Raw genomic sequence first — 22,172 nt, 5'->3', positions numbered from 1 at the left:
GAGCCCCCGGCGGAAACGGATCGTCAAGGGCGGCCCCGCCCTCATGCAGTGCGTCCGGGGCCTGAGGGACGAGTCCGGCACCCGGCGCGGCCCGGAGGTGCTGAGCTGCCTCCAGGCCTATCCGCCCTACGCCCGCTTCAGGCGGCCGGGCGAGCCAGCCAGTCGTCCACCCCGGCCAGCAGCCGCGCCCTGACGTCCTCCGGAGCGGCCGAGCCCCGTACCGACTGCCGGGCCAGCTCCGCGAGTTCGGCGTCCGTGAAGCCGTGGGCGTTGCGGGCGAACTCGTACTGGGCCGCCAGCCGGGAGCCGAACAGCAGCGGGTCGTCGGCCCCGAGGGCCATGGGAACGCCCGCCTCGAAGAGGGTGCGCAGCGGGACGTCCTCCGGCTTCTCGTACACGCCGAGCGCCACATTGGAGGCCGGGCACACCTCGCAGGTCACGCCCCGGTCGGCCAGCCGCTTCAGCAGCCGCGGGTCCTCCGCCGAGCGCACCCCGTGCCCGATCCGGGAGGCGTGCAGGTCGTCCAGGCAGTCCCGGACCGAGGCGGGGCCGGTCAGCTCACCGCCGTGCGGGGCCGACAGCAGACCGCCCTCGCGCGCGATGTGGAAGGCCCGGTCGAAGTCCCGCGCCATGCCACGCCGCTCGTCGTTGGAGAGTCCGAAGCCGACCACGCCCCGGTCCGCGTAGCGCACCGCCAGGCGGGCCAGGGTGCGTGCGTCCAGGGGGTGCTTCATGCGGTTGGCGGCCACCAGGACGCCCATGCCGAGGCCGGTCTCCCGGGACGTCGTCTCCACCGCGTCCAGGATGATCTCCAGCGCCGGGATCAGGCCGCCCAGGCGGGGCGCGTACGATGTCGGGTCGACCTGGATCTCCAGCCAGCCCGAACCGTCCTTCAGGTCCTCCTCGGCGGCCTCCCGGACCAGCCGCTGGATGTCCTCCGGCCGGCGCAGGCAGGAGCGGGCCGCGTCGTACAGCCGCTGGAAACGGAACCAGCCCCGCTCGTCCGTGGCCCGCAGCTTGGGCGGTTCGCCGCTGGTCAGCGCTTCCGTCAGCGCATCGGGCAGAGGTACGCCGTACTTGTCGGCCAGTTCCAGGACGGTCCCCGGCCGCATCGAGCCGGTGAAGTGCAGGTGCAGATGGGCTTTCGGCAGCTCAGAGAGATCACGTACACGCTCCATCCCAGGATCCTGCCGTACGCGGCCGCCCTCCTGGAAGCCGTTTGCCCGTTCGTGGTCTTGCTCGCACAAAGGAACGGGCCGCCTCCCCGGAGGGAAACGGCCCGCACGCGCGCGTGAAGCGCCGAACCGGGACGTCAGTCCCGCGCCTCCGCCAGCAGCTTCTGCATCCGGCTCACGCCCTCGACGAGGTCCTCGTCACCGAGCGCGTACGACAGCCGCAGATAGCCCGGCGTGCCGAAGGCCTCGCCCGGGACGACCGCGACCTCGGCCTCCTCCAGGATCAGCGCGGCCAGCTCGACGGTGTTCCGCGGGCGCTTGCCGCGGATCTCCTTGCCGAGCAGTGCCTTCACCGACGGGTAGGCGTAGAAGGCGCCCTCGGGCTCCGGGCAGAGCACGCCCTCGATCTCGTTGAGCATCCGCACGATGGTCTTGCGGCGCCGGTCGAACGCCTCACGCATCTTCGCCACGGCCTCCAGATCGCCGGAGACGGCGGCCAGGGCGGCCACCTGGGCCACGTTGGAGACGTTCGAGGTGGCGTGCGACTGCAGGTTCGTCGCGGCCTTGACCACGTCCTTCGGGCCGATGACCCAGCCCACGCGCCAGCCCGTCATGGCGTACGTCTTGGCGACACCGTTGACCACGATGCACTTGTCGCGCAGCTCGGGCAGCAGGGCCGGCAGGGACACGGACACCGCGTCGCCGTAGACCAGGTGCTCGTAGATCTCGTCGGTCAGCAGCCACAGGCCGTGCTCGATGGCCCAGCGGCCGATCGCCTCGGTCTCGGCCTCGGAGTACACCGCGCCGGTCGGGTTGGACGGGGAGACGAAGAGGACGACCTTGGTCTTCTCCGTGCGTGCCGCCTCCAGCTGTTCCACGGTGACGCGGTAGCCGGTGGTCTCGTCGGCCACGACCTCCACCGGGACGCCGCCGGCCAGGCGGATCGACTCCGGGTACGTCGTCCAGTACGGCGCCGGGACGATGACCTCGTCGCCCGGGTCGAGGATCGCGGCGAACGCCTCGTAGATGGCCTGCTTGCCGCCGTTGGTGACCAGGATCTGCGAGACGTCCGGCTCCCAGCCGGAGTCGCGCAGCGTCTTCGCGGCGATCGCGGCCTTCAGCTCGGGCAGGCCGCCCGCCGGTGTGTAGCGGTGGTACTTGGGGTTCTTGCAGGCCTCGACGGCCGCCTCGACGATGTAGTCCGGGGTCGGGAAGTCGGGCTCACCGGCGCCGAAGCCGATCACCGGACGCCCGGCGGCCTTCAGGGCCTTGGCCTTGGCGTCCACGGCGAGGGTGGCGGACTCGGAGATCGCGCCGACTCGGGCGGAGACCCGGCGCTCGGTGGGAGGGGTTGCAGCGCTCATGAGGCCCATCGTTCCAGACCGGAAATACCCCCGGCACACGGGTTTCACAGACTGAACAGCATGGGGTCGAGGCGTGAACAGGCGTCCGAATCCGCCCGTCGGCCAGGACGATCTTCGGTCAGGCGGCTCCGGGCGGCCGCATTCTGTTCGACGCCGCGCCGCGGACCACGTACACTCTCACCTCGTTGGCCTTCAGCAGCCGCCGCCGCAACCGGTGCACACCGAGCATCCGGTCGGATGCGGTACGTTGGGGGACACACAAAGGGTCGTAGCTCAATTGGTAGAGCACCGGTCTCCAAAACCGGCGGTTGGGGGTTCAAGTCCCTCCGGCCCTGCTACACACACCGCCAGGATGTGTGCGCATGTACGTACAGCAATGCACCGCCGTGCGGCTCAGAAACCGGGCGCGGCACGGCCACGACCCGGGATCAGGTGAGGATTATGACGGACGCCGTGGGCTCCATCGACACGCCTGATGCCCAGGACGAGGTGCCCGAGAAGAAGGCCCGCAAGGGCGGCAAGCGTGCCAAGAAGGGCCCGCTCAAGCGCCTCGCCACCTTCTACCGCCAGATCATCGCGGAACTCCGCAAGGTCGTCTGGCCGTCGCGCAATCAGCTGACCTCGTACACCACCGTGGTGATCTTCTTCGTCACCATCATGATCGCCCTGGTGACCGTGATTGACTATGGGCTCAACCACGCGGCCAAGTACGTCTTCGGCTGAGCCAAGAGCGAAGGGCGCCGTGGTACCGGCGCCCGTTTTCGCATGTTCCACCCCTATGTATCCAGGAAGAAGCAGCCATCGTGTCTGACCCGAACCTGAACGACGCCATCGAGCCGGACGAGACGGTGGACGACGAGCTCGACATCGTCGAAGGCGCGGATGAGCGGGACGAGTTCGAGGCTGCCGAAGCCGAGTCGGGCGAGCCGGCCGAAGAGGCCGCCCTGCACGTCGAGGACGAGGAAGACGACGCCGAAGAGGGCGACGAGGAAGCCGCCGTCGCGGAGGCAGCCGAGGAGGAGCCGGCCGCGCCGGTCGACCCGATCGAGGCCCTGCGCCAGGAACTGCGCTCCCTGCCCGGCGAGTGGTACGTCATCCACACCTACGCCGGTTACGAGAACCGCGTGAAGACCAACCTGGAGCAGCGCGCCGTCTCGCTGAACGTCGAGGACTACATCTTCCAGGCCGAGGTGCCGCAGGAAGAGGTCGTCCAGATCAAGAACGGCGACCGCAAGACGATCAAGCAGAACAAGCTGCCGGGTTACGTCCTGGTCCGCATGGACCTGACCAACGAGTCCTGGGGCGTCGTCCGCAACACCCCCGGCGTCACCGGCTTCGTCGGCAACGCCTACGACCCGTACCCGCTGACCCTGGACGAGATCGTCAAGATGCTCGCCCCGGAGGCCGAGGAGAAGGCCGCCCGCGAGGCCGCCGAGGCCGAGGGCAAGCCCGCCCCGCAGCGCAAGGTCGAGGTCCAGGTGCTGGACTTCGAGGTCGGCGACTCGGTCACCGTCACCGACGGCCCGTTCGCCACGCTGCAGGCGACCATCAACGAGATCAACCCCGACTCGAAGAAGGTCAAGGGCCTGGTGGAGATCTTCGGCCGCGAGACGCCGGTCGAGCTCTCCTTCGACCAGATCCAGAAGAACTGAGGCCTGTCGGCCGACCTGCGCAGCGAGGGCGCCCCACCGGTGAACACCGGGCCGGGGCGCCTTCGGCGTTCCGCGCCCGCGGGTGCCCGCGGCCGGGCGCGCTGGCCGGGCCCCCTCGCCCCGGCGGCACGTCCGCCCGCTGCCCCACGGAGGGGCGGGGTGCCGCGCGCCCATGGCTTGCGTCTCGTGCCGGGCGGCGGGGCTGCGGCCGACGCGAGTATGTCGTCCGGGGGCTCCGGGCGTTTTCGATGTGCGGCTCCGCCACGTGGGTGCGGCTGGCCACGGGCCGCCCACAGCCCTCGGCGGTCCTTACGTCACCCGGCCCGGCTCAGCCGGCCGCAGGCATCCGCAGGCCCGCTGACCAGCGCGATTTCTTGTCTCGAGGGGACAGCGGCTATCGTTGGGCGGTATGCCATCTGCGGGATCTTGCCCCGATGGGCGCAGGTCGCGGCGCGGATGGCAATCAACCTCTCAGTAAGGACCCGGAGAGAGCATGCCTCCCAAGAAGAAGAAGGTCACGGGGCTCATCAAGCTCCAGATCCAGGCCGGCGCCGCCAACCCGGCCCCGCCGGTCGGCCCCGCGCTGGGTCAGCACGGCGTCAACATCATGGAGTTCTGCAAGGCCTACAACGCCGCGACCGAGTCGCAGCGCGGTTGGGTCATCCCGGTGGAGATCACGGTCTACGAGGACCGTTCCTTCACCTTCGTCACCAAGACGCCGCCGGCCGCCAAGATGATCCTCAAGGCCGCGGGCATCGAGAAGGGCTCCGGCGAGCCGCACAAGACCAAGGTCGCCAAGATCACCGAGGCGCAGGTCCGCGAGATCGCCCAGACGAAGCTGCCCGACCTCAACGCCAACGACCTGGACGCGGCCGCGAAGATCATCGCCGGTACCGCGCGCTCCATGGGCGTCACGGTCGAGGGCTGAACCCACCCCTAGCAGTCATGCGGCCGTAGCCGGTCGCACGTGGCAGGGCCTGCTCGGCCCGTACCACGACTCCTTTCAGAACACACAGGAGCAGTTGTGAGCAAGCGCAGCAAGGCTCTCCGCGCTGCGGACGCCAAGATCGACCGGGAGAAGCTGTACGCCCCGCTCGAGGCCGTCCGTCTCGCCAAGGAGACCTCCACGACCAAGTTCGACGGCACCGTCGAGGTCGCCTTCCGTCTGGGTGTCGACCCGCGCAAGGCCGACCAGATGGTCCGTGGCACCGTGAACCTTCCGCACGGCACCGGTAAGACCGCCCGGGTCCTGGTCTTCGCGACCGGTGACCGTGCCGAGGCCGCGCGTGCCGCGGGCGCCGACATCGTCGGTGCCGACGAGCTGATCGACGAGGTGGCGAAGGGCCGTCTGGACTTCGACGCGGTCGTCGCCACCCCGGACCTCATGGGCAAGGTCGGCCGCCTCGGCCGTGTCCTGGGCCCGCGTGGTCTGATGCCGAACCCGAAGACCGGCACCGTCACCCCCGACGTGGTCAAGGCCGTCACCGACATCAAGGGCGGCAAGATCGAGTTCCGCGTCGACAAGCACTCGAACCTGCACTTCATCATCGGCAAGGTGTCGTTCGACGACAGCAAGCTGGTGGAGAACTACGGCGCCGCGCTGGAGGAGATCCTCCGTCTGAAGCCGTCCGCCGCCAAGGGTCGCTACATCAAGAAGGCCGCCATCGCCACCACGATGGGCCCCGGCATCCCGGTCGACCCGAACCGCACCCGCAACCTCCTCGTCGAGGAGGACCCGGCCGCCGTCTGAGCCTTCCGCTCACCCCCGGCAGCCGCGTCAGGTACGCGTAACTAGAGGGCGGGCCCTGCAACCTTCCAGGTGCGGGGCCCGTCCTTTCTTTGTGCGACCTTTCGTACGACTGTCAGTGGCCTGGGTTACGGTGCAGGCACAGGACTCGCATAGGGGTGGGACGACATGAAGAGCACGACCGCGCGCCGGATGGGCCTCTCGATCGCGGTGGTCGCCGCGCTGACGGGTGTGGCCGCCTGCGGCTCCCAGGACGGCGACAAGGGCGGCAAGGCGGCCGGCGGGGGCGCGATACACGTCAGCCCCATCGCGGCCCTGCGTTCCGCCGAGAAGTCCACCGACAAGGCCGACTCGGCCAAGGTGCGCTCCAGCACGTCCATGGGCGACCTCATGGCGATGACGGCCAACGGCGCCCTCACCTGGGGTCACGGCCTCAAGGGCAACCTCACCATCACCTACACCGGCGGCCAGATCGCCGAGATGATGCGCAAGGCGGGTACGGCGTCGATGGAGGCCCGGTATCTGCCGGACGCCTACTACGCGCACATGAGCGACACCTACGCCCAGCAGACGGGCGGCAAGCACTGGCTCAAGTACTCGTACGACGACCTCGCCAAGCTCGGCGGCGCCTCCGGTTCGTACATGAAGGACCAGATCCAGACCGCCACGCCGAACCAGTCCGTGAAGATGCTGCTTGCCTCCGGCGACGTCAAGAAGGTCGGCGAGGAGACCGTCTCCGGCGCCCACACCACGCACTACTCGGGCAGGGTGGACGTCGCCGACCTCGCGGGCAAGAGCAGCAACCTCGGCGCCGACCAGCTGGCGGCCCTGAAGAAGCAGCTCAGCCAGGCGGGCGTCACCACGGACACCGTCGACATCTGGATCAACGACGAGAACCTGCTGGTCAAGAAGACCGAGAAGGCGGACACCGCCAACGGCACCATGACCAACACCACGTACTACAGCGACTACGGCGTGAAGGTCACCGCCGAGGCGCCGCCGGCCGGTGACACCAAGGACTTCGCCGACCTGCTGAAGTCCGGCGGCACGGTGGCGGGCGGCACCGGCACTGGCGCCGGCACCGGCACCGGCTCCTGAGTCCAGCGACGCAGCGGGACCGGGGCGGGCTGTACGGCCCGATTTGCTCGACAGCGCCCCGGTCCCGTACTCTCCTACAGAAGCCAAAGACCGCTGGTCGTTGCCGTGCACTCGAATGAGTGTGCGGTGGCCGAAGGATCCGCTGCAAAGTGGACGACCCGCGCAGGTGTCAGTGGAAGAACTCCCGGTGCATACGCACTATCGCGTGTGCGGCCGGTCGAGTCCGCCCCGTGCGCCTGCGCCGGGGCGTTTCGTTTTCCCCAGTCCTCCTTCGGGTCCGCGCGGTCAGAATCACCCGGAAGGAGGCCGAGGCTCTATGGCGAGGCCCGACAAGGCTGCCGCAGTGGCCGAGTTGACGGAGCAGTTCCGCAACTCCAACGCTGCCGTGCTGACCGAGTACCGCGGTCTCACCGTGGCGCAGCTCAAGACGCTGCGCCGGTCGCTCGGTGAGAACGCCCAGTACGCCGTGGTGAAGAACACGCTGACCAAGATTGCGGCCAACGAGGCCGGGATCACGACGCTGGACGACCTGTTCAACGGTCCGACGGCTGTCGCCTTCGTCACCGGTGACCCGGTGGAGTCGGCGAAGGGTCTCCGTGACTTCGCCAAGGACAACCCGAATCTCGTCATCAAGGGCGGTGTCCTTGACGGCAAGGCGCTGTCCGCCGACGAGATCAAGAAGCTTGCGGACCTCGAGTCCCGCGAGGTTCTGCTCAGCAAGCTGGCCGGTGCCTTCAAGGCGAAGCAGTCCCAGGCTGCCTCCGTCTTCCAGGCGCTGCCGTCGAAGCTCGTCCGCACCGTGGACGCGCTCCGTGCCAAGCAGGCCGAGCAGGGCGGTGCCGAGTAATTCGGCTCGCTTTCTGATCCTGGCCGCATGACGCGGCGAGGGTCTCAGCGGGCCGACGTACGCCCGCCTCACCCAGTACATCCCGGCACCCGCCGATTGAGTGGAAGGACCGCCATCATGGCGAAGCTCACCCAGGACGAGCTGCTTGCCCAGTTCGAGGAGATGACCCTCATCGAGCTCTCCGAGTTCGTGAAGGCCTTCGAGGAGAAGTTCGACGTCACCGCCGCCGCTGCCGCGCCGGTCGTCGTCGCCGGTGGTGCCGCTGGTGGCGCCGCCGCCGAGGCCGAGGAGGAGAAGGACGAGTTCGACGTCATCCTCACCGGCGCCGGCGAGAAGAAGATCCAGGTCATCAAGGTCGTGCGCGAGCTGACCTCGCTGGGTCTGAAGGAGGCCAAGGACCTCGTCGACGGCACCCCGAAGCCGGTCCTCGAGAAGGTCAACAAGGAAGCCGCCGACAAGGCCGCCGAGGCCCTCAAGGGCGCCGGCGCCTCCGTCGAGGTCAAGTAAGACCTTCCGGGTTCCTCGAACCCGGCTGCACGCCGAGTGCGGCCCCAGTGGGCACGGTGAACGACGCCTCCTAGGGCTGTAACGCGAACGCACCGAAGAGCGATCATCCATCCGGGTGGTCGCTCTTCGGCGTATCCGGAGGACCGACTCGGTTGCCTTGCACTCGCGACGACGAGGGGTATGGTGATCTTCGTTGCGTCTCCGGCCAGTCTCGTTTGGACTGAGGGGCCTTGACGAACCGCACGCAGCGCGCAATTCTCAGGACGCGTCGTCACAAGGATCCGAATCCGAGGCATGGATCGGCGACGAAGAGGGCAGTATCAACGTGCGTTGAGGGCAGCATGCCGAGGGCGTTGACAAGAGCGGTGAGCACTACGAGGGTCTCGAACAACCCGCGCTGGACATCAGTGTGCCGAGTGGCTACACTGACCCTTTGCGCTGCCTGTTAGCTGTCCCCTGCCCGTCACCAGGGGTCTGCCCTCACTCGAGCATCGATGACAAAGCTCCCTTGACCTGGGGTTTCTGTCTCTGTGCATGGGGGAGGGGCCGGTACGCGCGTAGTGAGTCCGAGCCCTCGGAAGGACCCCCTCTTGGCCGCCTCGCGCAATGCCTCGACCGCGAATACGAACAACGGCGCCAGCACCGCCCCGCTGCGCATTTCCTTTGCAAAGATCAAGGAGCCTCTCGAGGTTCCGAACCTGCTCGCGCTGCAGACCGAGAGCTTCGACTGGCTGCTCGGCAACACCGCCTGGCAGACTCGGGTCGAGGAGGCTCTGGAGAACGGTCAGGACGTCCCCACCAAGTCCGGTCTGGAGGAGATCTTCGAGGAGATCTCCCCGATCGAGGACTTCTCCGGGTCGATGTCGCTGACGTTCCGGGACCACCGCTTCGAGCCGCCGAAGAACTCGATCGACGAGTGCAAGGACCGCGACTTCACGTACGCCGCTCCGCTCTTCGTCACCGCCGAGTTCACCAATAACGAGACCGGTGAGATCAAGTCCCAGACCGTCTTCATGGGCGACTTCCCGCTCATGACGAACAAGGGCACCTTCGTCATCAACGGCACCGAGCGTGTCGTTGTGTCTCAGCTGGTCCGTTCCCCCGGTGTCTACTTCGATTCCACCATCGACAAGACGTCCGACAAGGACATCTTCTCCGCCAAGATCATCCCGTCCCGGGGTGCCTGGCTGGAGATGGAGATCGACAAGCGCGACATGGTCGGTGTGCGTATCGACCGCAAGCGCAAGCAGTCGGTCACCGTGCTACTGAAGGCGCTCGGCTGGACCACCGAGCAGATCCTCGAGGAGTTCGGCGACTACGAGTCGATGCGCGCCACCCTGGAGAAGGACCACACCCAGGGCCAGGACGACGCGCTGCTCGACATCTACCGCAAGCTGCGTCCGGGCGAGCCCCCCACGCGTGAGGCCGCGCAGACGCTCCTTGAGAACCTTTACTTCAACCCCAAGCGCTACGACCTGGCGAAGGTCGGCCGCTACAAGGTGAACAAGAAGCTCGGCGCGGACGAGCCGCTGGATGCCGGCGTGCTCACCACCGACGACATCATCGCCACTATCAAGTACCTGGTGAAGCTGCACGCCGGTGAGACCGAGACGCTCGGCGAGTCCGGTCGCTCGATCATGGTCGAGACCGACGACATCGACCACTTCGGCAACCGCCGTATCCGCAGCGTCGGTGAGCTGATCCAGAACCAGGTCCGTACGGGTCTCGCCCGTATGGAGCGCGTCGTGCGCGAGCGCATGACCACCCAGGACGTCGAGGCGATCACGCCGCAGACCCTGATCAACATCCGGCCGGTCGTCGCCTCCATCAAGGAGTTCTTCGGCACCAGCCAGCTGTCCCAGTTCATGGACCAGAACAACCCGCTGTCGGGTCTGACGCACAAGCGTCGTCTCAACGCGCTCGGCCCGGGTGGTCTCTCCCGTGAGCGGGCCGGCTTCGAGGTCCGTGACGTGCACCCCTCGCACTACGGCCGCATGTGCCCGATCGAGACGCCGGAAGGCCCGAACATCGGTCTGATCGGCTCGCTGGCCTCCTACGGCCGGGTCAACGCGTTCGGCTTCATCGAGACGCCGTACCGCAAGGTCGTCGACGGCCAGGTCACCGACGAGGTCGACTACCTGACCGCCGACGAGGAGGACCGCTTCGTCATCGCGCAGGCCAACGCGCCGCTGAACGACGAGCTCCGGTTCGCCGAGGCCCGCGTGCTGGTCCGCCGCCGTGGCGGCGAGGTCGACTACGTCGGTCCCGAGGACGTGGACTACATGGACGTCTCGCCGCGCCAGATGGTGTCGGTCGCGACCGCCATGATCCCCTTCCTCGAGCACGACGACGCCAACCGTGCCCTCATGGGCGCGAACATGATGCGCCAGGCCGTTCCGCTGATTAAGTCGGAGGCCCCGCTCGTCGGTACCGGCATGGAGTACCGCTCCGCCGTCGACGCCGGCGACGTCGTCAAGGCCGAGAAGGCCGGTGTGGTCCAGGAGGTCTCCGCGGACTACATCACCACCGCCAACGACGACGGCACGTACATCACGTACCGCCTGGCCAAGTTCGCCCGCTCCAACCAGGGCACCTCGGTCAACCAGAAGGTCATCGTCAACGAGGGCGACCGCATCATCGAGGGCCAGGTCCTCGCCGATGGTCCGGCCACCGAGAACGGCGAGATGGCGCTGGGCAAGAACCTGCTCGTGGCGTTCATGCCGTGGGAGGGTCACAACTACGAGGACGCGATCATCCTGTCGCAGCGCCTCGTGCAGGACGACGTCCTCTCCTCGATCCACATCGAGGAGCACGAGGTCGACGCCCGTGACACCAAGCTCGGCCCCGAGGAGATCACCCGGGACATCCCGAACGTCTCCGAGGAGGTCCTCGCCGACCTCGACGAGCGCGGCATCATCCGTATCGGTGCCGAGGTCGTCGCCGGCGACATCCTCGTCGGCAAGGTCACGCCCAAGGGTGAGACCGAGCTGACGCCGGAGGAGCGCCTGCTGCGCGCGATCTTCGGCGAGAAGGCCCGAGAGGTCCGTGACACCTCGCTGAAGGTGCCGCACGGCGAGATCGGCAAGGTCATCGGCGTCCGCGTCTTCGACCGCGAGGAGGGCGACGAGCTTCCCCCCGGTGTGAACCAGCTGGTGCGCGTGTACGTCGCGCAGAAGCGCAAGATCACCGACGGTGACAAGCTCGCCGGCCGTCACGGCAACAAGGGTGTCATCTCGAAGATCCTGCCCATCGAGGACATGCCGTTCCTCGAGGACGGAACGCCGGTCGACATCATCCTCAACCCGCTGGGTGTGCCGTCCCGAATGAACCCGGGACAGGTCCTGGAGATCCACCTCGGCTGGCTCGCCAGCCGCGGCTGGGACGTCTCCGGTCTCGCCGACGAGTGGGCGCAGCGCCTGCAGGTCATCGGCGCCGACCAGGTGGCCCCCGGCACCAACGTCGCCACCCCGGTGTTCGACGGTGCGCGTGAGGACGAGCTGGCGGGTCTGCTGCAGCACACCATCCCGAACCGCGACGGCGAGCGCATGGTGCTCCCGTCCGGCAAGGCGCGGCTGTTCGACGGCCGCAGCGGTGAGCCGTTCCCGGACCCGATCTCGGTCGGCTACATGTACATCCTGAAGCTGCACCACCTGGTCGACGACAAGCTGCACGCCCGTTCGACCGGTCCGTACTCCATGATCACCCAGCAGCCGCTGGGTGGTAAGGCCCAGTTCGGTGGCCAGCGGTTCGGTGAGATGGAGGTGTGGGCCCTCGAGGCCTACGGCGCCGCGTACGCCCTCCAGGAGCTGCTGACCATCAAGTCCGACGACGTCACCGGCCGCGTGAAGGTCTACGAGGCCATCGTCAAGGGCGAGAACATCCCCGAGCCCGGCATCCCCGAGTCCTTCAAGGTGCTCATCAAGGAGATGCAGTCGCTCTGCCTGAACGTGGAGGTGCTGTCCAGCGACGGTATGTCCATCGAGATGCGCGACACCGACGAGGACGTCTTCCGCGCTGCGGAGGAGCTCGGTATCGACCTGTCCCGGCGCGAGCCGAGCAGCGTCGAAGAGGTCTGACGGGAGTCCGGCGGGGCCCTCACCCACAGGGCCCCGCCGACCCCCAGGCCCCCGTTTCAGACCACAGACTTTCGACCCTGAGAGGGATTGACGCATAGTGCTCGACGTCAACTTCTTCGACGAGCTCCGGATCGGCCTGGCCACCGCTGACGACATCCGTCAGTGGAGCCACGGCGAGGTCAAGAAGCCCGAGACCATCAACTACCGCACCCTGAAGCCCGAGAAGGACGGACTCTTCTGCGAGAAGATCTTCGGTCCGACCCGGGACTGGGAGTGCTACTGCGGCAAGTACAAGCGCGTCCGCTTCAAGGGCATCATCTGCGAGCGCTGTGGCGTCGAGGTCACGCGCGCCAAGGTGCGCCGTGAGCGGATGGGCCACATCGAGCTCGCCGCGCCCGTCACGCACATCTGGTACTTCAAGGGTGTCCCGAGCCGTCTGGGCTACCTGCTCGACCTGGCTCCCAAGGACCTCGAGAAGGTCATCTACTTCGCGGCGTACATGATCACGTACGTCGACGAGGAGCGCCGTACCCGCGACCTGCCCTCCCTGGAGGCGCACGTCTCGGTCGAGCGGCAGCAGATCGAGAACCGCCGGGACGCCGACCTGGAGGCCCGCGCCAAGAAGCTCGAGACCGACCTGGCCGAGCTGGAGGCCGAGGGCGCCAAGGCCGACGTGCGCCGCAAGGTGCGCGAGGGTGCCGAGCGCGAGATGAAGCAGCTGCGCGACCGCGCGCAGCGCGAGATCGACCGCCTCGACGAGGTGTGGAACCGGTTCAAGAACCTCAAGGTCCAGGACCTCGAGGGCGACGAGCTGCTCTACCGCGAGCTGCGGGACCGCTTCGGCACGTACTTCGACGGCTCGATGGGTGCCGCGGCGCTGCAGAAGCGCCTGGAGTCCTTCGACCTCGATGAGGAGGCCGAGCGCCTCCGCGAGATCATCCGTACCGGCAAGGGCCAGAAGAAGACCCGTGCGCTCAAGCGCCTGAAGGTCGTCTCCGCGTTCCTGCAGACCAGCAACAGCCCCAAGGGCATGGTGCTCGACTGCGTGCCGGTCATCCCGCCGGACCTGCGTCCGATGGTGCAGCTGGACGGTGGCCGCTTCGCGACCTCCGACCTGAACGACCTGTACCGCCGTGTGATCAACCGCAACAACCGTCTGAAGCGGCTCCTGGACCTCGGTGCCCCGGAGATCATCGTCAACAACGAGAAGCGCATGCTTCAGGAGGCTGTTGACGCCCTCTTCGACAACGGTCGTCGCGGCCGCCCGGTCACCGGTCCGGGCAACCGCCCGCTGAAGTCCCTCAGCGACATGCTGAAGGGCAAGCAGGGTCGATTCCGTCAGAACCTGCTCGGTAAGCGAGTCGACTACTCGGCGCGTTCCGTCATCGTCGTCGGCCCGCAGCTGAAGCTGCACCAGTGCGGTCTGCCCAAGGCCATGGCGCTGGAGCTGTTCAAGCCGTTCGTGATGAAGCGTCTGGTCGACCTGAACCACGCGCAGAACATCAAGAGCGCCAAGCGCATGGTGGAGCGCGGCCGCACGGTCGTGTACGACGTCCTCGAAGAGGTCATCGCCGAGCACCCGGTGCTGCTGAACCGTGCTCCCACCCTGCACCGCCTCGGCATCCAGGCCTTCGAGCCGCAGCTGGTCGAGGGCAAGGCCATCCAGATCCACCCGCTCGTCTGCACCGCGTTCAACGCGGACTTCGACGGTGACCAGATGGCCGTGCACCTGCCGCTGTCCGCGGAGGCGCAGGCCGAGGCCCGCATCCTGATGCTGTCCTCGAACAACATCCTCAAGCCGGCCGACGGCCGTCCGGTGACGATGCCGACCCAGGACATGGTCCTCGGTCTGTTCTTCCTCACCACCGACGGCGAGCTGCGTGACACCAAGGGCGAGGGCCGCGCGTTCGGCTCCACGGCCGAGGCGATCATGGCGTTCGACGCCGGCGAGCTCGCGCTGCAGTCGCCGATCGACATCCGCTTCCCGGTGGGCACCATCCCGCCGCGCGGCTGGACCCCGCCGGCGCGCGAGGAGGGCGAGCCCGAGTGGCAGCAGGGTGACTCGTTCCGCCTGCGCACGACCCTGGGCCGCGCGCTCTTCAACGAGCTGCTGCCCGAGGACTACCCGTTCGTCGACTACTCGGTGGGCAAGAAGCAGCTCTCCGAGATCGTCAACGACCTGGCCGAGCGCTACCCCAAGGTCATCGTGGCGGCGACGCTCGACAACCTGAAGGCGGCCGGCTTCTACTGGGCGACCCGTTCCGGTGTCACCGTGGCCATCTCCGACGTCGTCGTTCCCGAGGCGAAGAAGGAGATCGTCCGCGGGTACGAGGCGCAGGACGAGAAGGTCCAGAAGCAGTACGAGCGCGGTCTGATCACCAAGGAAGAGCGCACGCAGGAGCTCATCGCGATCTGGACCAAGGCGACCAACGAGGTCGCCGAGGCGATGAACGAGAACTTCCCCAAGACCAACCCCATCTTCATGATGGTTGACTCGGGTGCCCGAGGAAACATGATGCAGATGCGGCAGATCGCCGGTATGCGTGGTCTGGTGTCGAACGCGAAGAACGAGACGATCCCGCGTCCGATCAAGGCGTCCTTCCGTGAGGGCCTGTCCGTGCTGGAGTACTTCATCTCCACCCACGGTGCCCGTAAGGGTCTGGCGGACACCGCTCTGCGTACCGCCGACTCGGGTTACCTCACCCGTCGTCTGGTCGACGTCTCCCAGGACGTCATCATCCGCGAGGAGGACTGCGGCACCGACCGTGGCCTCAAGCTCAAGATCGCGGAGCGGGGTGCGGACGGCGTGCTGCGCAAGACGGACGACGTCGAGACGTCCGTGTACGCGCGCTGCCTCGCCGAGGACATCGTGGTCGACGGCCAGGTGCTGGCCCCGGCCGGCACCGACCTGGGCGACGTCCTCATCGAGGAGCTCGTCGGCCGTGGCGTCGAGGAGGTCAAGACCCGTTCGGTCCTGACCTGCGAGTCCGCCGTCGGTACCTGCGCGATGTGCTACGGCCGTTCGCTGGCCACCGGCAAGCTGGTCGACATCGGTGAGGCGGTCGGCATCATCGCCGCCCAGTCCATCGGTGAGCCCGGTACCCAGCTGACGATGCGTACCTTCCACACCGGTGGTGTGGCCGGTGACGACATCACCCAGGGTCTGCCCCGTGTCGTCGAGCTCTTCGAGGCCCGTACGCCCAAGGGTGTCGCCCCGATCTCGGAGGCCTCCGGCCGCGTCCGTATCGAGGAGACCGAGAAGACCAAGAAGATCGTCGTCACCCCGGACGACGGCAGCGACGAGACGGCGTACCCGATCTCGAAGCGCGCCAAGGTCCTGGTCCGCGAGGGCGACCACGTCGAGGTGGGCCAGCAGCTCACCGTGGGTGCCACCAACCCGCACGACGTGCTGCGCATCCTGGGTCAGCGCGCCGTCCAGGTCCACCTGGTCGGCGAGGTCCAGAAGGTGTACAACTCGCAGGGTGTGTCGATCCACGACAAGCACATCGAGATCATCATCCGGCAGATGCTCCGCCGCGTGACGATCATCGAGTCCGGCGACGCCGAGCTGCTGCCCGGCGAGCTGGTCGAGCGCTCGAAGTTCGAGACCGAGAACCGTCGTGTGGTCCAGGAGGGCGGTCACCCGGCCTCCGGTCGTCCGCAGCTGATGGGTATCACCAAGGCCTCGCTGGCGACGGAGTCCTGGCTGTCGGCCGCCTCCTTCCAGGAGACGACCCGAGTTCTGACGGACGCGGCGATCAACGCCAAGTCCGACAGCCTCATCGGCCTCAAGGAGAACGTCATCATCGGTAAGCTCATCCCGGCCGGTACGGGTCTGTCCCGCTACCGCAACATCCGGGTCGAGCCGACCGAGGAGGCCAAGGCCGCGATGTACTCGGCCGTCGGCTACGACGACATCGACTACTCGCCGTTCGGCACCGGCTCCGGCCAGGCCGTTCCGCTGGAGGACTACGACTACGGTCCGTACAACCAGTAAGCGGGCAGCTTGAGTCGAAGGGCGGCCACCCCGTTGGGGTGGCCGCCCTTGGGCATGTCAGGCTCGTTTGTCCAGATGGGCCTGTAGGTGGTGGAGGCGGGTGTGGACGTCGGGGCAGGAGTCGAGCAACCGCGCGGTGATCGATTCTTTTCCGGGCGGGATGCCGAGCACCGGGCGATCGGCGCGGTGCCTGTTCTTACGGTCGTGCTCGTCGCTGAGCACTGTCATGAGCTGCGAGGCGAAACCCAGACCTGCAGCGTGCTCGTCGGCCCGCAGTTCGGAGCGGCGGGAGACGGCTGCCGCCAGATATGGCGTGGCCAGGGGCAGGAATATCAGCCCGTAGGTCGCGGTGGCCAGCGCGATCACGGTCGCTCCCAGCAAGCCCACCGTGAGAATCATTATCCGTCTCGGCATGCGATCGACGCGCGTGACCAGCCGCCGCAGCACACGCCAGGCGAGTCGGCAGGGCAGCGCGTACCAGAAGGCCAGGAGGGTCGCCCATGCGTGTCCTCGTGTGTGATGGCCCAGCTCGTGGGCGAGCACACCGGCGAGCTGGGAGGGTGGGAGCGTCCTCAGGGAGCGACTGGTCACGCCGACGATGTGGCCGGCCGTCGCCATGGCGTTGATCTCGTGGCTGTCCTCGACCCACAGTTGATAGACACTGCCGTCCACTCCGGCACGGGCGGTGACCTCACGCCAGACAGCCCGCAGGGCGCGGTCCTCCTGAGGCGTGGGGTGGCGCAAGCGGAACAACCAGCGGGCTATGAGGCGCTCGCTCGGGCGGTGGAAGGCAAGGATGCCGCTGAGCGCCCAGCCACCGAGTGGTACCCACCAGGGCGGGCCGCCCACGGCATCGACGGTGTATGAAGCCACGTAGATCACGGTGAGGCTGGCGAGGACGTGGGGCAGGTGCAGGGCCAGCCCTACGAGAGCCGTGACGTCGGTGCGGCGCTGACGTGCGGCGATGTGGACACGGCCGGTACGGAACGGGGATTCGTCGTTCGCATCGGATGCGGATGCGGATGCGGATGCGGTGCCGGACCCGCCGGATGAGGGGGGCACGGGCTTCTGCGCCTCGCGGGGAACGGTCATGGCACTTCCTTCCGACGGCTGACGGGCGCGGCATATGGCCGCTTCAGACGACGAGCAGTGAGCCGGGCAACAGGAGTGCGGCACAGGCGAAGGCGATCAGGCCGGTACGGATCCATAGGTGTTTGCGTGCCGCGATACGGCTGGCCTCGGTGAGGGCGAGGAGCAGTGCGGCGAAGGGATCCCGACCGGTGTCCGTCAGCGCCGCGGTGAGCTCACCGGTTCGCGCGGCGCGCTGGATGTCTCCGAAGTAGGTGAGTGGCCGGCCCGGCTCCCAGCGATTGCTGCCGTAGCGGGGGACGACCGCGAGGAGCAGCGCGAAGAGTGAGACGACCAGGCACCCCGCGCCCACCCACCACAACAGGGCGGCGGCCGACGGCGGCGCCCGGTGGCCACGCCCGGCCGGCAGCACGGCGAGCACACCGCTCGTCAGGCCGAGCACACCGACGAGTACGGCGGCTTTGGTGTCCGCGCGGGTGATCTCGATGCGTAGGTCGGCGAGCAGCCGAGCGCCCGCCTGCACCTGCGGGCTGTCCCAGACGGAGGGCGTGGGCGTCATGCGCCCGCCCCTGTCCGGTCCTCGGTCTGCGTGGGCTTCACAAGTTCCACCGGTGTCCCGGCGGCCTGCTCGAAAGAAGCCGTGGCCCGCAGCAGGGCCGTCATCCGCTCGGCGATCAGATGATGGGGCACCTCCAGCTGGTAGTCCTCCAGCCGGTTGCTCTCCATGACCTGGTCGATCAGATGCAGCTGGTTCTCCACCAGCTTCGCCTTCTCATCGCTGAGATGCGTCAGCATCAGTGGGGTGTCATCGGGATGGGCGGCCAGGTGCAGGGCCAGCGCGGCAATACCGCCCCTGGTCAGTTGACGCTCGTAGAACGCGATCCGCTCGGCCCGGCGCTCGGCCTCGCACCGTTCGCGCAGCAGGGATGCCTCATGTTCCGGTCCCACGGCCTCAATCTCGTGCCGGGCGGTGCGCAGCCTGGCCTGATGGGACCGCTCGGCTGTGTCCCGCCGCAGTCGTAGGATGCACTCGACTCGTAGCCCCTGGTGGGCGCCGATCGACGAGACCTGGTCGTCCACCCGCTGCTGCACTGACTGTTCGGCCTCGGCGCTGGCCTCGATGCGGTGCCCACGGGAGGCGGACCGCAGCAACGGGAGCAGTTCACGGGTGACGAGGCCGGGTACGTCCCGCTCCTGACTTCTGACGAATGACTTGGGGTCGATGACGCGCCAGGTCACATCGGTGGTGGCCTCGAACTCGAAAGTGTCGATCAGGCTGGGCAGGGGCACTCGCAGCCGGAAGCTGTGCGGATCGGTGTCCACCTCGTACAGGGCGACATAGCGCCGCACGGACGTGGGCCGGTCGGGCGGGAGATAGGTTTCGTACCCACCGGTGCGGGTGACACAGACCAGGGCGTGGTCGATACGACCGCTGAAGCGCCGCCTGCCGAGACGGAAGCGTGGCAGCTGCCAGACGGTACGGACGGGGTCGGCGTCCAGCCGTCCGGGGGCAGGGTGGTCGGGCTGCTGCCGGAACCAGTCAAGCGGCTCCGTGCCGGGCTCCGTCGGCTCGACGGCGATGGGGGGTGTCGATGCGGAGGTTTTCTCTTCCATGATCGGTCTCCTGTGCTCGGGTGGCCACCTCGGTCGTCAGGGGTGGGACAGGTGGTCCAGCAACCGTGCGGCGGCCGTCGAGGGCGACACCCGTGAGTCACGCAGGGTGCGCAAAAGGTGGCCGACGCGGCGGTCGTTGGGCGGCTCGGCGGTGATGGCCGGAAGAAGGGAGGCCAGAGCCGACTCGGTCTCCGGTTCACCGTCCGCCCTGCGCACCCAGCCCGCCAACGTCTTCAGGGCGTGGCCGCTGCACGTACGGTCGGCAAGCATTGCCTTCCAGAAGGCGGCGAGGTGCCGTGCGGTGGCCAGGTCGTCGGTGGCGAGGGCCTGTGCGTACCAGTGGAGGACCAGCGGGCGGTCGTCGGGCTCCTCGGTCTGCTCGCAGGCATGCAGGAAGGCGTGGACCGCGTAGCTGCGTACCGTGCGTTCGTGCCCGAGGCGTTCGGAGAGCACGCTCAGCACGGGCTCACGCACCGCGAGAAGCAGCAGTTCGAGGGCGTCCGCGAACTGATGGCCGGCTTCCGTGAGTTCATCCTTCTCGTCGACCGGGTCAGGCTGTTGCCGGACGGTGTCCAGGAGAACGTTCAGCGTTTCCTCGGGCACAACGGGCCCGAGGAGGCCGTACGCGCGGATGGCCGTCCAGCGGCGGCTCTCTACCTCTCCGGTGCACCAGGCCCGCAGGAGCGGGAGGACGGTCCGGACCTCCAGCAGGTGCGCCAAGGTGAGGGCGTTCGCGGCGGTCAGCCAGGAGTCGGGAACCTGGTCGTCCGCCCAAGGTTCGATGAGGTGGGCCATGGCCGACGAGAAATCAGCGGCGGCAAGCCGTGCGGTCGCCGCAGCCGCCCGTGTGCGTACCAGGGGGCGGCCGTCGTCCGCGAGTCGGCTGATCCACTCGACGAGAGCGGGCCGGGCGGAGGGATGCAGGTTCCACACCGCCTCCAGCAGCGTTCCGGCCATGCGTTCCTCGCGGAACTCGGCGATGAACTGGCTGACGACGCCCCACTCGGTGACCTCCGTACCGTGGTAGCCGTGGGCGTGGGCGAGTGCGAGCCGGTCCTCACGGGAGACGCCGAAGACCGGGATGACCGGTCGCTCGCGAGGGTCGGCCGTTTGCTGCAGTCGGGTGTAGAGCACATCGCCGAGCTCGGCGGCGACCGCGTAGGGAGCCTTGTCGAAGACGGCGAGCGAGATCAGGAACGCCTTGTCGAGCAGCTGCCGCTGCTCGTCGGTGAGCCAGCGGGAAACCTGTGCCTCGATGGCCTGCTCGCTGTAGGCGGCGAGAGTCTGCTCATCGGCTTCACCGCGGCGTACGGCGATGAGCCGCTGGGCGAACTCCTCGATCGCGGCCGGCTGGTGCTGTCCGGCGAGGAACTCCTTCACCCGCCCCAGCCCGCACAGCTCCTGCCACCCCGCGTCCCCGACATGAGGGGTGAGGTGTGCCTGCAGCATCTCCTCGGTGCGAGGCGGCTCCCACCGCACGAAGGGGATGTCGTCCAGGGCTGCTGACGGTTCGACCGTGATGACGAGGTGGCCGCCGGAGCGCTCCAGCCGCTCACGGAGACCGAGCATATGGGGTTCACGCAAGGGCTTGCTCCGGCCGACGGCGAAGTTCACCAGGAGATATCCGTCCGCGCGGTCCAGCTGGTCGAGCAGCGCGGACAGCGAGCGCGGCTGGATGAGACTGCGCACCGTGCCGCCGGACACACGGTGCAGCAGCATCAGCGCGGCGGAGCGGCGGCCGGTGTCCCGCCCGCCCGAAAGGATCACAACCTTGTCAGCGCGGAGCCGGGCGAGTGCCTCCTCGAAGCTCGGGCAGCCGCGGAAGACGTCCGCCAGCTTCGTGATCTCTTCCGGGCGGACCACACCGGAGAGGTGCTCGGGGTGCTCGGCGGGCCCGCCGTAGTAGTTGTTCACGTCCCCGTGGACCGTGCCGCCACTGACGCCGAACTGGTCGCGGGCGACTTGAGTCGCGGAGGCGGTCCTGTCCAAGGACATGACGACCGACGGGCCGTGCTGGATCAGCGCTTTGCGAGCGGCCCACGCCTCCTGCCGTTGCCGTTCCGGCGCCTCTTCCTGTTCCTCCTGCTTCTGCTCAGCCTCCTGCGGAGGCTGTTCCCCGACCAGTGCGCTGGCAGCCGCTGTCTCCTGGCTCATCGGAGGCCACCCCGGTCGGGACGGCCGAAGTGGAGACCGCCGTGCACGGTGCCGCCGCTGACGCCGTACTGGTCTCCTGCGATGCTGGTGTGACTGACCGGGGCGCCGGTGCCTGCCCCGGCCGTCTCTACCGGAGGCGAGCAGGGAGCGGTCGGCTCGCCGGCCCGGGGCGGGGTGCCGTGCAGCCATGCCACGGTGGGCCCCTCCTTTGTGTCCACGGTCACGCGGTGGAAGTTGTCGGGCCGGACGCCCAGGGGTCCGTGCCGGACCACGCCGTCGTAGACGCCGTCCGACACGCACAGCACACAGTCGCCGTCCCGTTGCTTGAGGGCGTCCCGCAGGACCTCGGAGTCGAGGAGGCGTACCGCGTGGTTGAGGTCGGAGCCGACCCAGCCGTCCAGCTCATCCACGGCGACATAGCCGGAGGAGAGCACGATGCGCAGGCGGATCCGGGCGCTGCTGGCGAGCAGGCGGTTCTTGCTGTGGAGCAGGGAGGGGGTCTCGGTCAGCAGGGTCTTCACCAGGGCGGGAACGGAGACCTGAGTGTCGATGAGTTCCATGACGGAGTCACCGCGGTCCGCGCGCAGGGCCGTCGTCTCGTCCACGGTGGCTGCGACGAGGGTGGCGTCGACGACGTCGTAGAGGACCCGCCGCAGGTACGCCTGTTCCACGTCGTCACGTGAGCCGAACTGTTCGATGTCGAAGAGCAGGATGGTGCGGTACACGGGATCGGTCATGTTTGCCTCTCGTGCTGGTCGCTTACCGGCACGATGGCGGTCCGCGGCCCTGCGGCGGAGGGGCGGATGACGCGGAAGAACTGTGACTGTGTACGCAGACAGCACACCGGAAGGT

General features: G+C 68.0%; 16 protein-coding genes and 1 tRNA gene. 10 read left to right on the top strand and 7 right to left on the bottom strand.

Going from position 1 to position 22,172, the window contains the following annotated elements:
* Positions 1-137 precede the first annotated feature (137 nt).
* Together ABZ079_RS20190 and ABZ079_RS20185 are read right to left on the bottom strand one after the other, a co-directional pair.
* Positions 138-1,178, bottom strand: a complete 1,041-nt coding sequence (locus tag ABZ079_RS20190) for an adenosine deaminase (protein WP_356940783.1) — start codon at positions 1,176-1,178, stop codon at positions 138-140.
* A 134-nt stretch (positions 1,179-1,312) separates the two neighbouring features.
* Positions 1,313-2,539, bottom strand: a complete 1,227-nt coding sequence (locus tag ABZ079_RS20185; protein ID WP_356940782.1) for a pyridoxal phosphate-dependent aminotransferase — start codon at positions 2,537-2,539, stop codon at positions 1,313-1,315.
* Positions 2,540-2,801: 262 nt separating this feature from the next.
* On the opposite strand from ABZ079_RS20185, the gene ABZ079_RS20180 reads away from it, so the two are divergent.
* From ABZ079_RS20180 to ABZ079_RS20135, 10 genes are all read left to right on the top strand, one after another.
* A tRNA-Trp gene (locus ABZ079_RS20180) sits at positions 2,802-2,874 on the top strand.
* A gap of 106 nt (positions 2,875-2,980) precedes the next feature.
* A complete protein-coding gene (gene secE / locus ABZ079_RS20175) occupies positions 2,981-3,262 on the top strand; it encodes a preprotein translocase subunit SecE (RefSeq protein WP_356940781.1) in 282 nt (93 codons plus the stop codon).
* Positions 3,263-3,342: 80 nt separating this feature from the next.
* Positions 3,343-4,191, top strand: a complete 849-nt coding sequence (nusG, locus tag ABZ079_RS20170; protein ID WP_356940780.1) for a transcription termination/antitermination protein NusG — start codon at positions 3,343-3,345, stop codon at positions 4,189-4,191.
* Positions 4,192-4,684: 493 nt separating this feature from the next.
* Positions 4,685-5,119, top strand: a complete 435-nt coding sequence (gene rplK, locus ABZ079_RS20165; RefSeq protein ID WP_316750050.1) for a 50S ribosomal protein L11 — start codon at positions 4,685-4,687, stop codon at positions 5,117-5,119.
* A 96-nt stretch (positions 5,120-5,215) separates the two neighbouring features.
* Positions 5,216-5,941, top strand: coding sequence for a 50S ribosomal protein L1 (rplA, locus tag ABZ079_RS20160; protein WP_356940779.1), 726 nt, complete (start codon positions 5,216-5,218; stop codon positions 5,939-5,941).
* Between the two features lie 165 nt (positions 5,942-6,106).
* A complete protein-coding gene (locus ABZ079_RS20155) occupies positions 6,107-7,036 on the top strand; it encodes a hypothetical protein (protein ID WP_356940778.1) in 930 nt (309 codons plus the stop codon).
* Positions 7,037-7,352: 316 nt separating this feature from the next.
* On the top strand, positions 7,353-7,883 hold the full coding sequence (rplJ, locus tag ABZ079_RS20150; RefSeq protein WP_356940777.1) for a 50S ribosomal protein L10: 531 nt from the start codon (positions 7,353-7,355) through the stop codon (positions 7,881-7,883).
* A 117-nt stretch (positions 7,884-8,000) separates the two neighbouring features.
* Positions 8,001-8,390 carry a 50S ribosomal protein L7/L12 gene (gene rplL / locus ABZ079_RS20145; protein ID WP_356940776.1) on the top strand — a complete coding sequence of 130 codons (390 nt, stop codon included), beginning with the start codon at positions 8,001-8,003 and terminating at the stop codon, positions 8,388-8,390.
* A gap of 590 nt (positions 8,391-8,980) precedes the next feature.
* On the top strand, positions 8,981-12,466 hold the full coding sequence (rpoB, locus tag ABZ079_RS20140; protein WP_356940775.1) for a DNA-directed RNA polymerase subunit beta: 3,486 nt from the start codon (positions 8,981-8,983) through the stop codon (positions 12,464-12,466).
* A 97-nt stretch (positions 12,467-12,563) separates the two neighbouring features.
* A complete protein-coding gene (locus ABZ079_RS20135; protein ID WP_356940774.1) occupies positions 12,564-16,463 on the top strand; it encodes a DNA-directed RNA polymerase subunit beta' in 3,900 nt (1,299 codons plus the stop codon).
* A 57-nt stretch (positions 16,464-16,520) separates the two neighbouring features.
* Here ABZ079_RS20135 and ABZ079_RS20130 read toward each other — a convergent pair whose 3' ends face one another.
* Genes ABZ079_RS20130 through ABZ079_RS20110 form a run of 5 tightly spaced genes read right to left on the bottom strand, consistent with a single transcriptional unit; the run spans position 16,521 to position 22,057 of the window.
* Positions 16,521-17,555, bottom strand: coding sequence for a M48 family metalloprotease (locus ABZ079_RS20130; protein WP_356940773.1), 1,035 nt, complete (start codon positions 17,553-17,555; stop codon positions 16,521-16,523).
* Between the two features lie 43 nt (positions 17,556-17,598).
* Positions 17,599-18,111, bottom strand: coding sequence for a Pycsar system effector family protein (locus ABZ079_RS20125; RefSeq protein ID WP_356940772.1), 513 nt, complete (start codon positions 18,109-18,111; stop codon positions 17,599-17,601).
* Positions 18,108-19,166, bottom strand: a complete 1,059-nt coding sequence (locus tag ABZ079_RS20120) for a hypothetical protein (protein ID WP_356940771.1) — start codon at positions 19,164-19,166, stop codon at positions 18,108-18,110. The genes ABZ079_RS20125 and ABZ079_RS20120 overlap by 4 nt, the downstream gene beginning before the upstream one ends.
* A 36-nt stretch (positions 19,167-19,202) precedes the next feature.
* On the bottom strand, positions 19,203-21,320 hold the full coding sequence (locus ABZ079_RS20115) for a hypothetical protein (protein ID WP_356940770.1): 2,118 nt from the start codon (positions 21,318-21,320) through the stop codon (positions 19,203-19,205).
* Entirely contained in the window at positions 21,317-22,057 is a 741-nt protein-coding gene (locus ABZ079_RS20110) for a hypothetical protein (protein ID WP_356940769.1), read from the bottom strand. The genes ABZ079_RS20115 and ABZ079_RS20110 overlap by 4 nt, the downstream gene beginning before the upstream one ends.
* Between the last annotated feature and the right edge of the window lie 115 nt (positions 22,058-22,172).

The sequence above is a fragment of the Streptomyces sp. NPDC006314 genome, assembly GCF_040613075.1.
Classification (GTDB): Bacteria; Actinomycetota; Actinomycetes; order Streptomycetales; family Streptomycetaceae; genus Streptomyces.
This window is presented reverse-complemented; position numbering and strand designations above follow the sequence as displayed.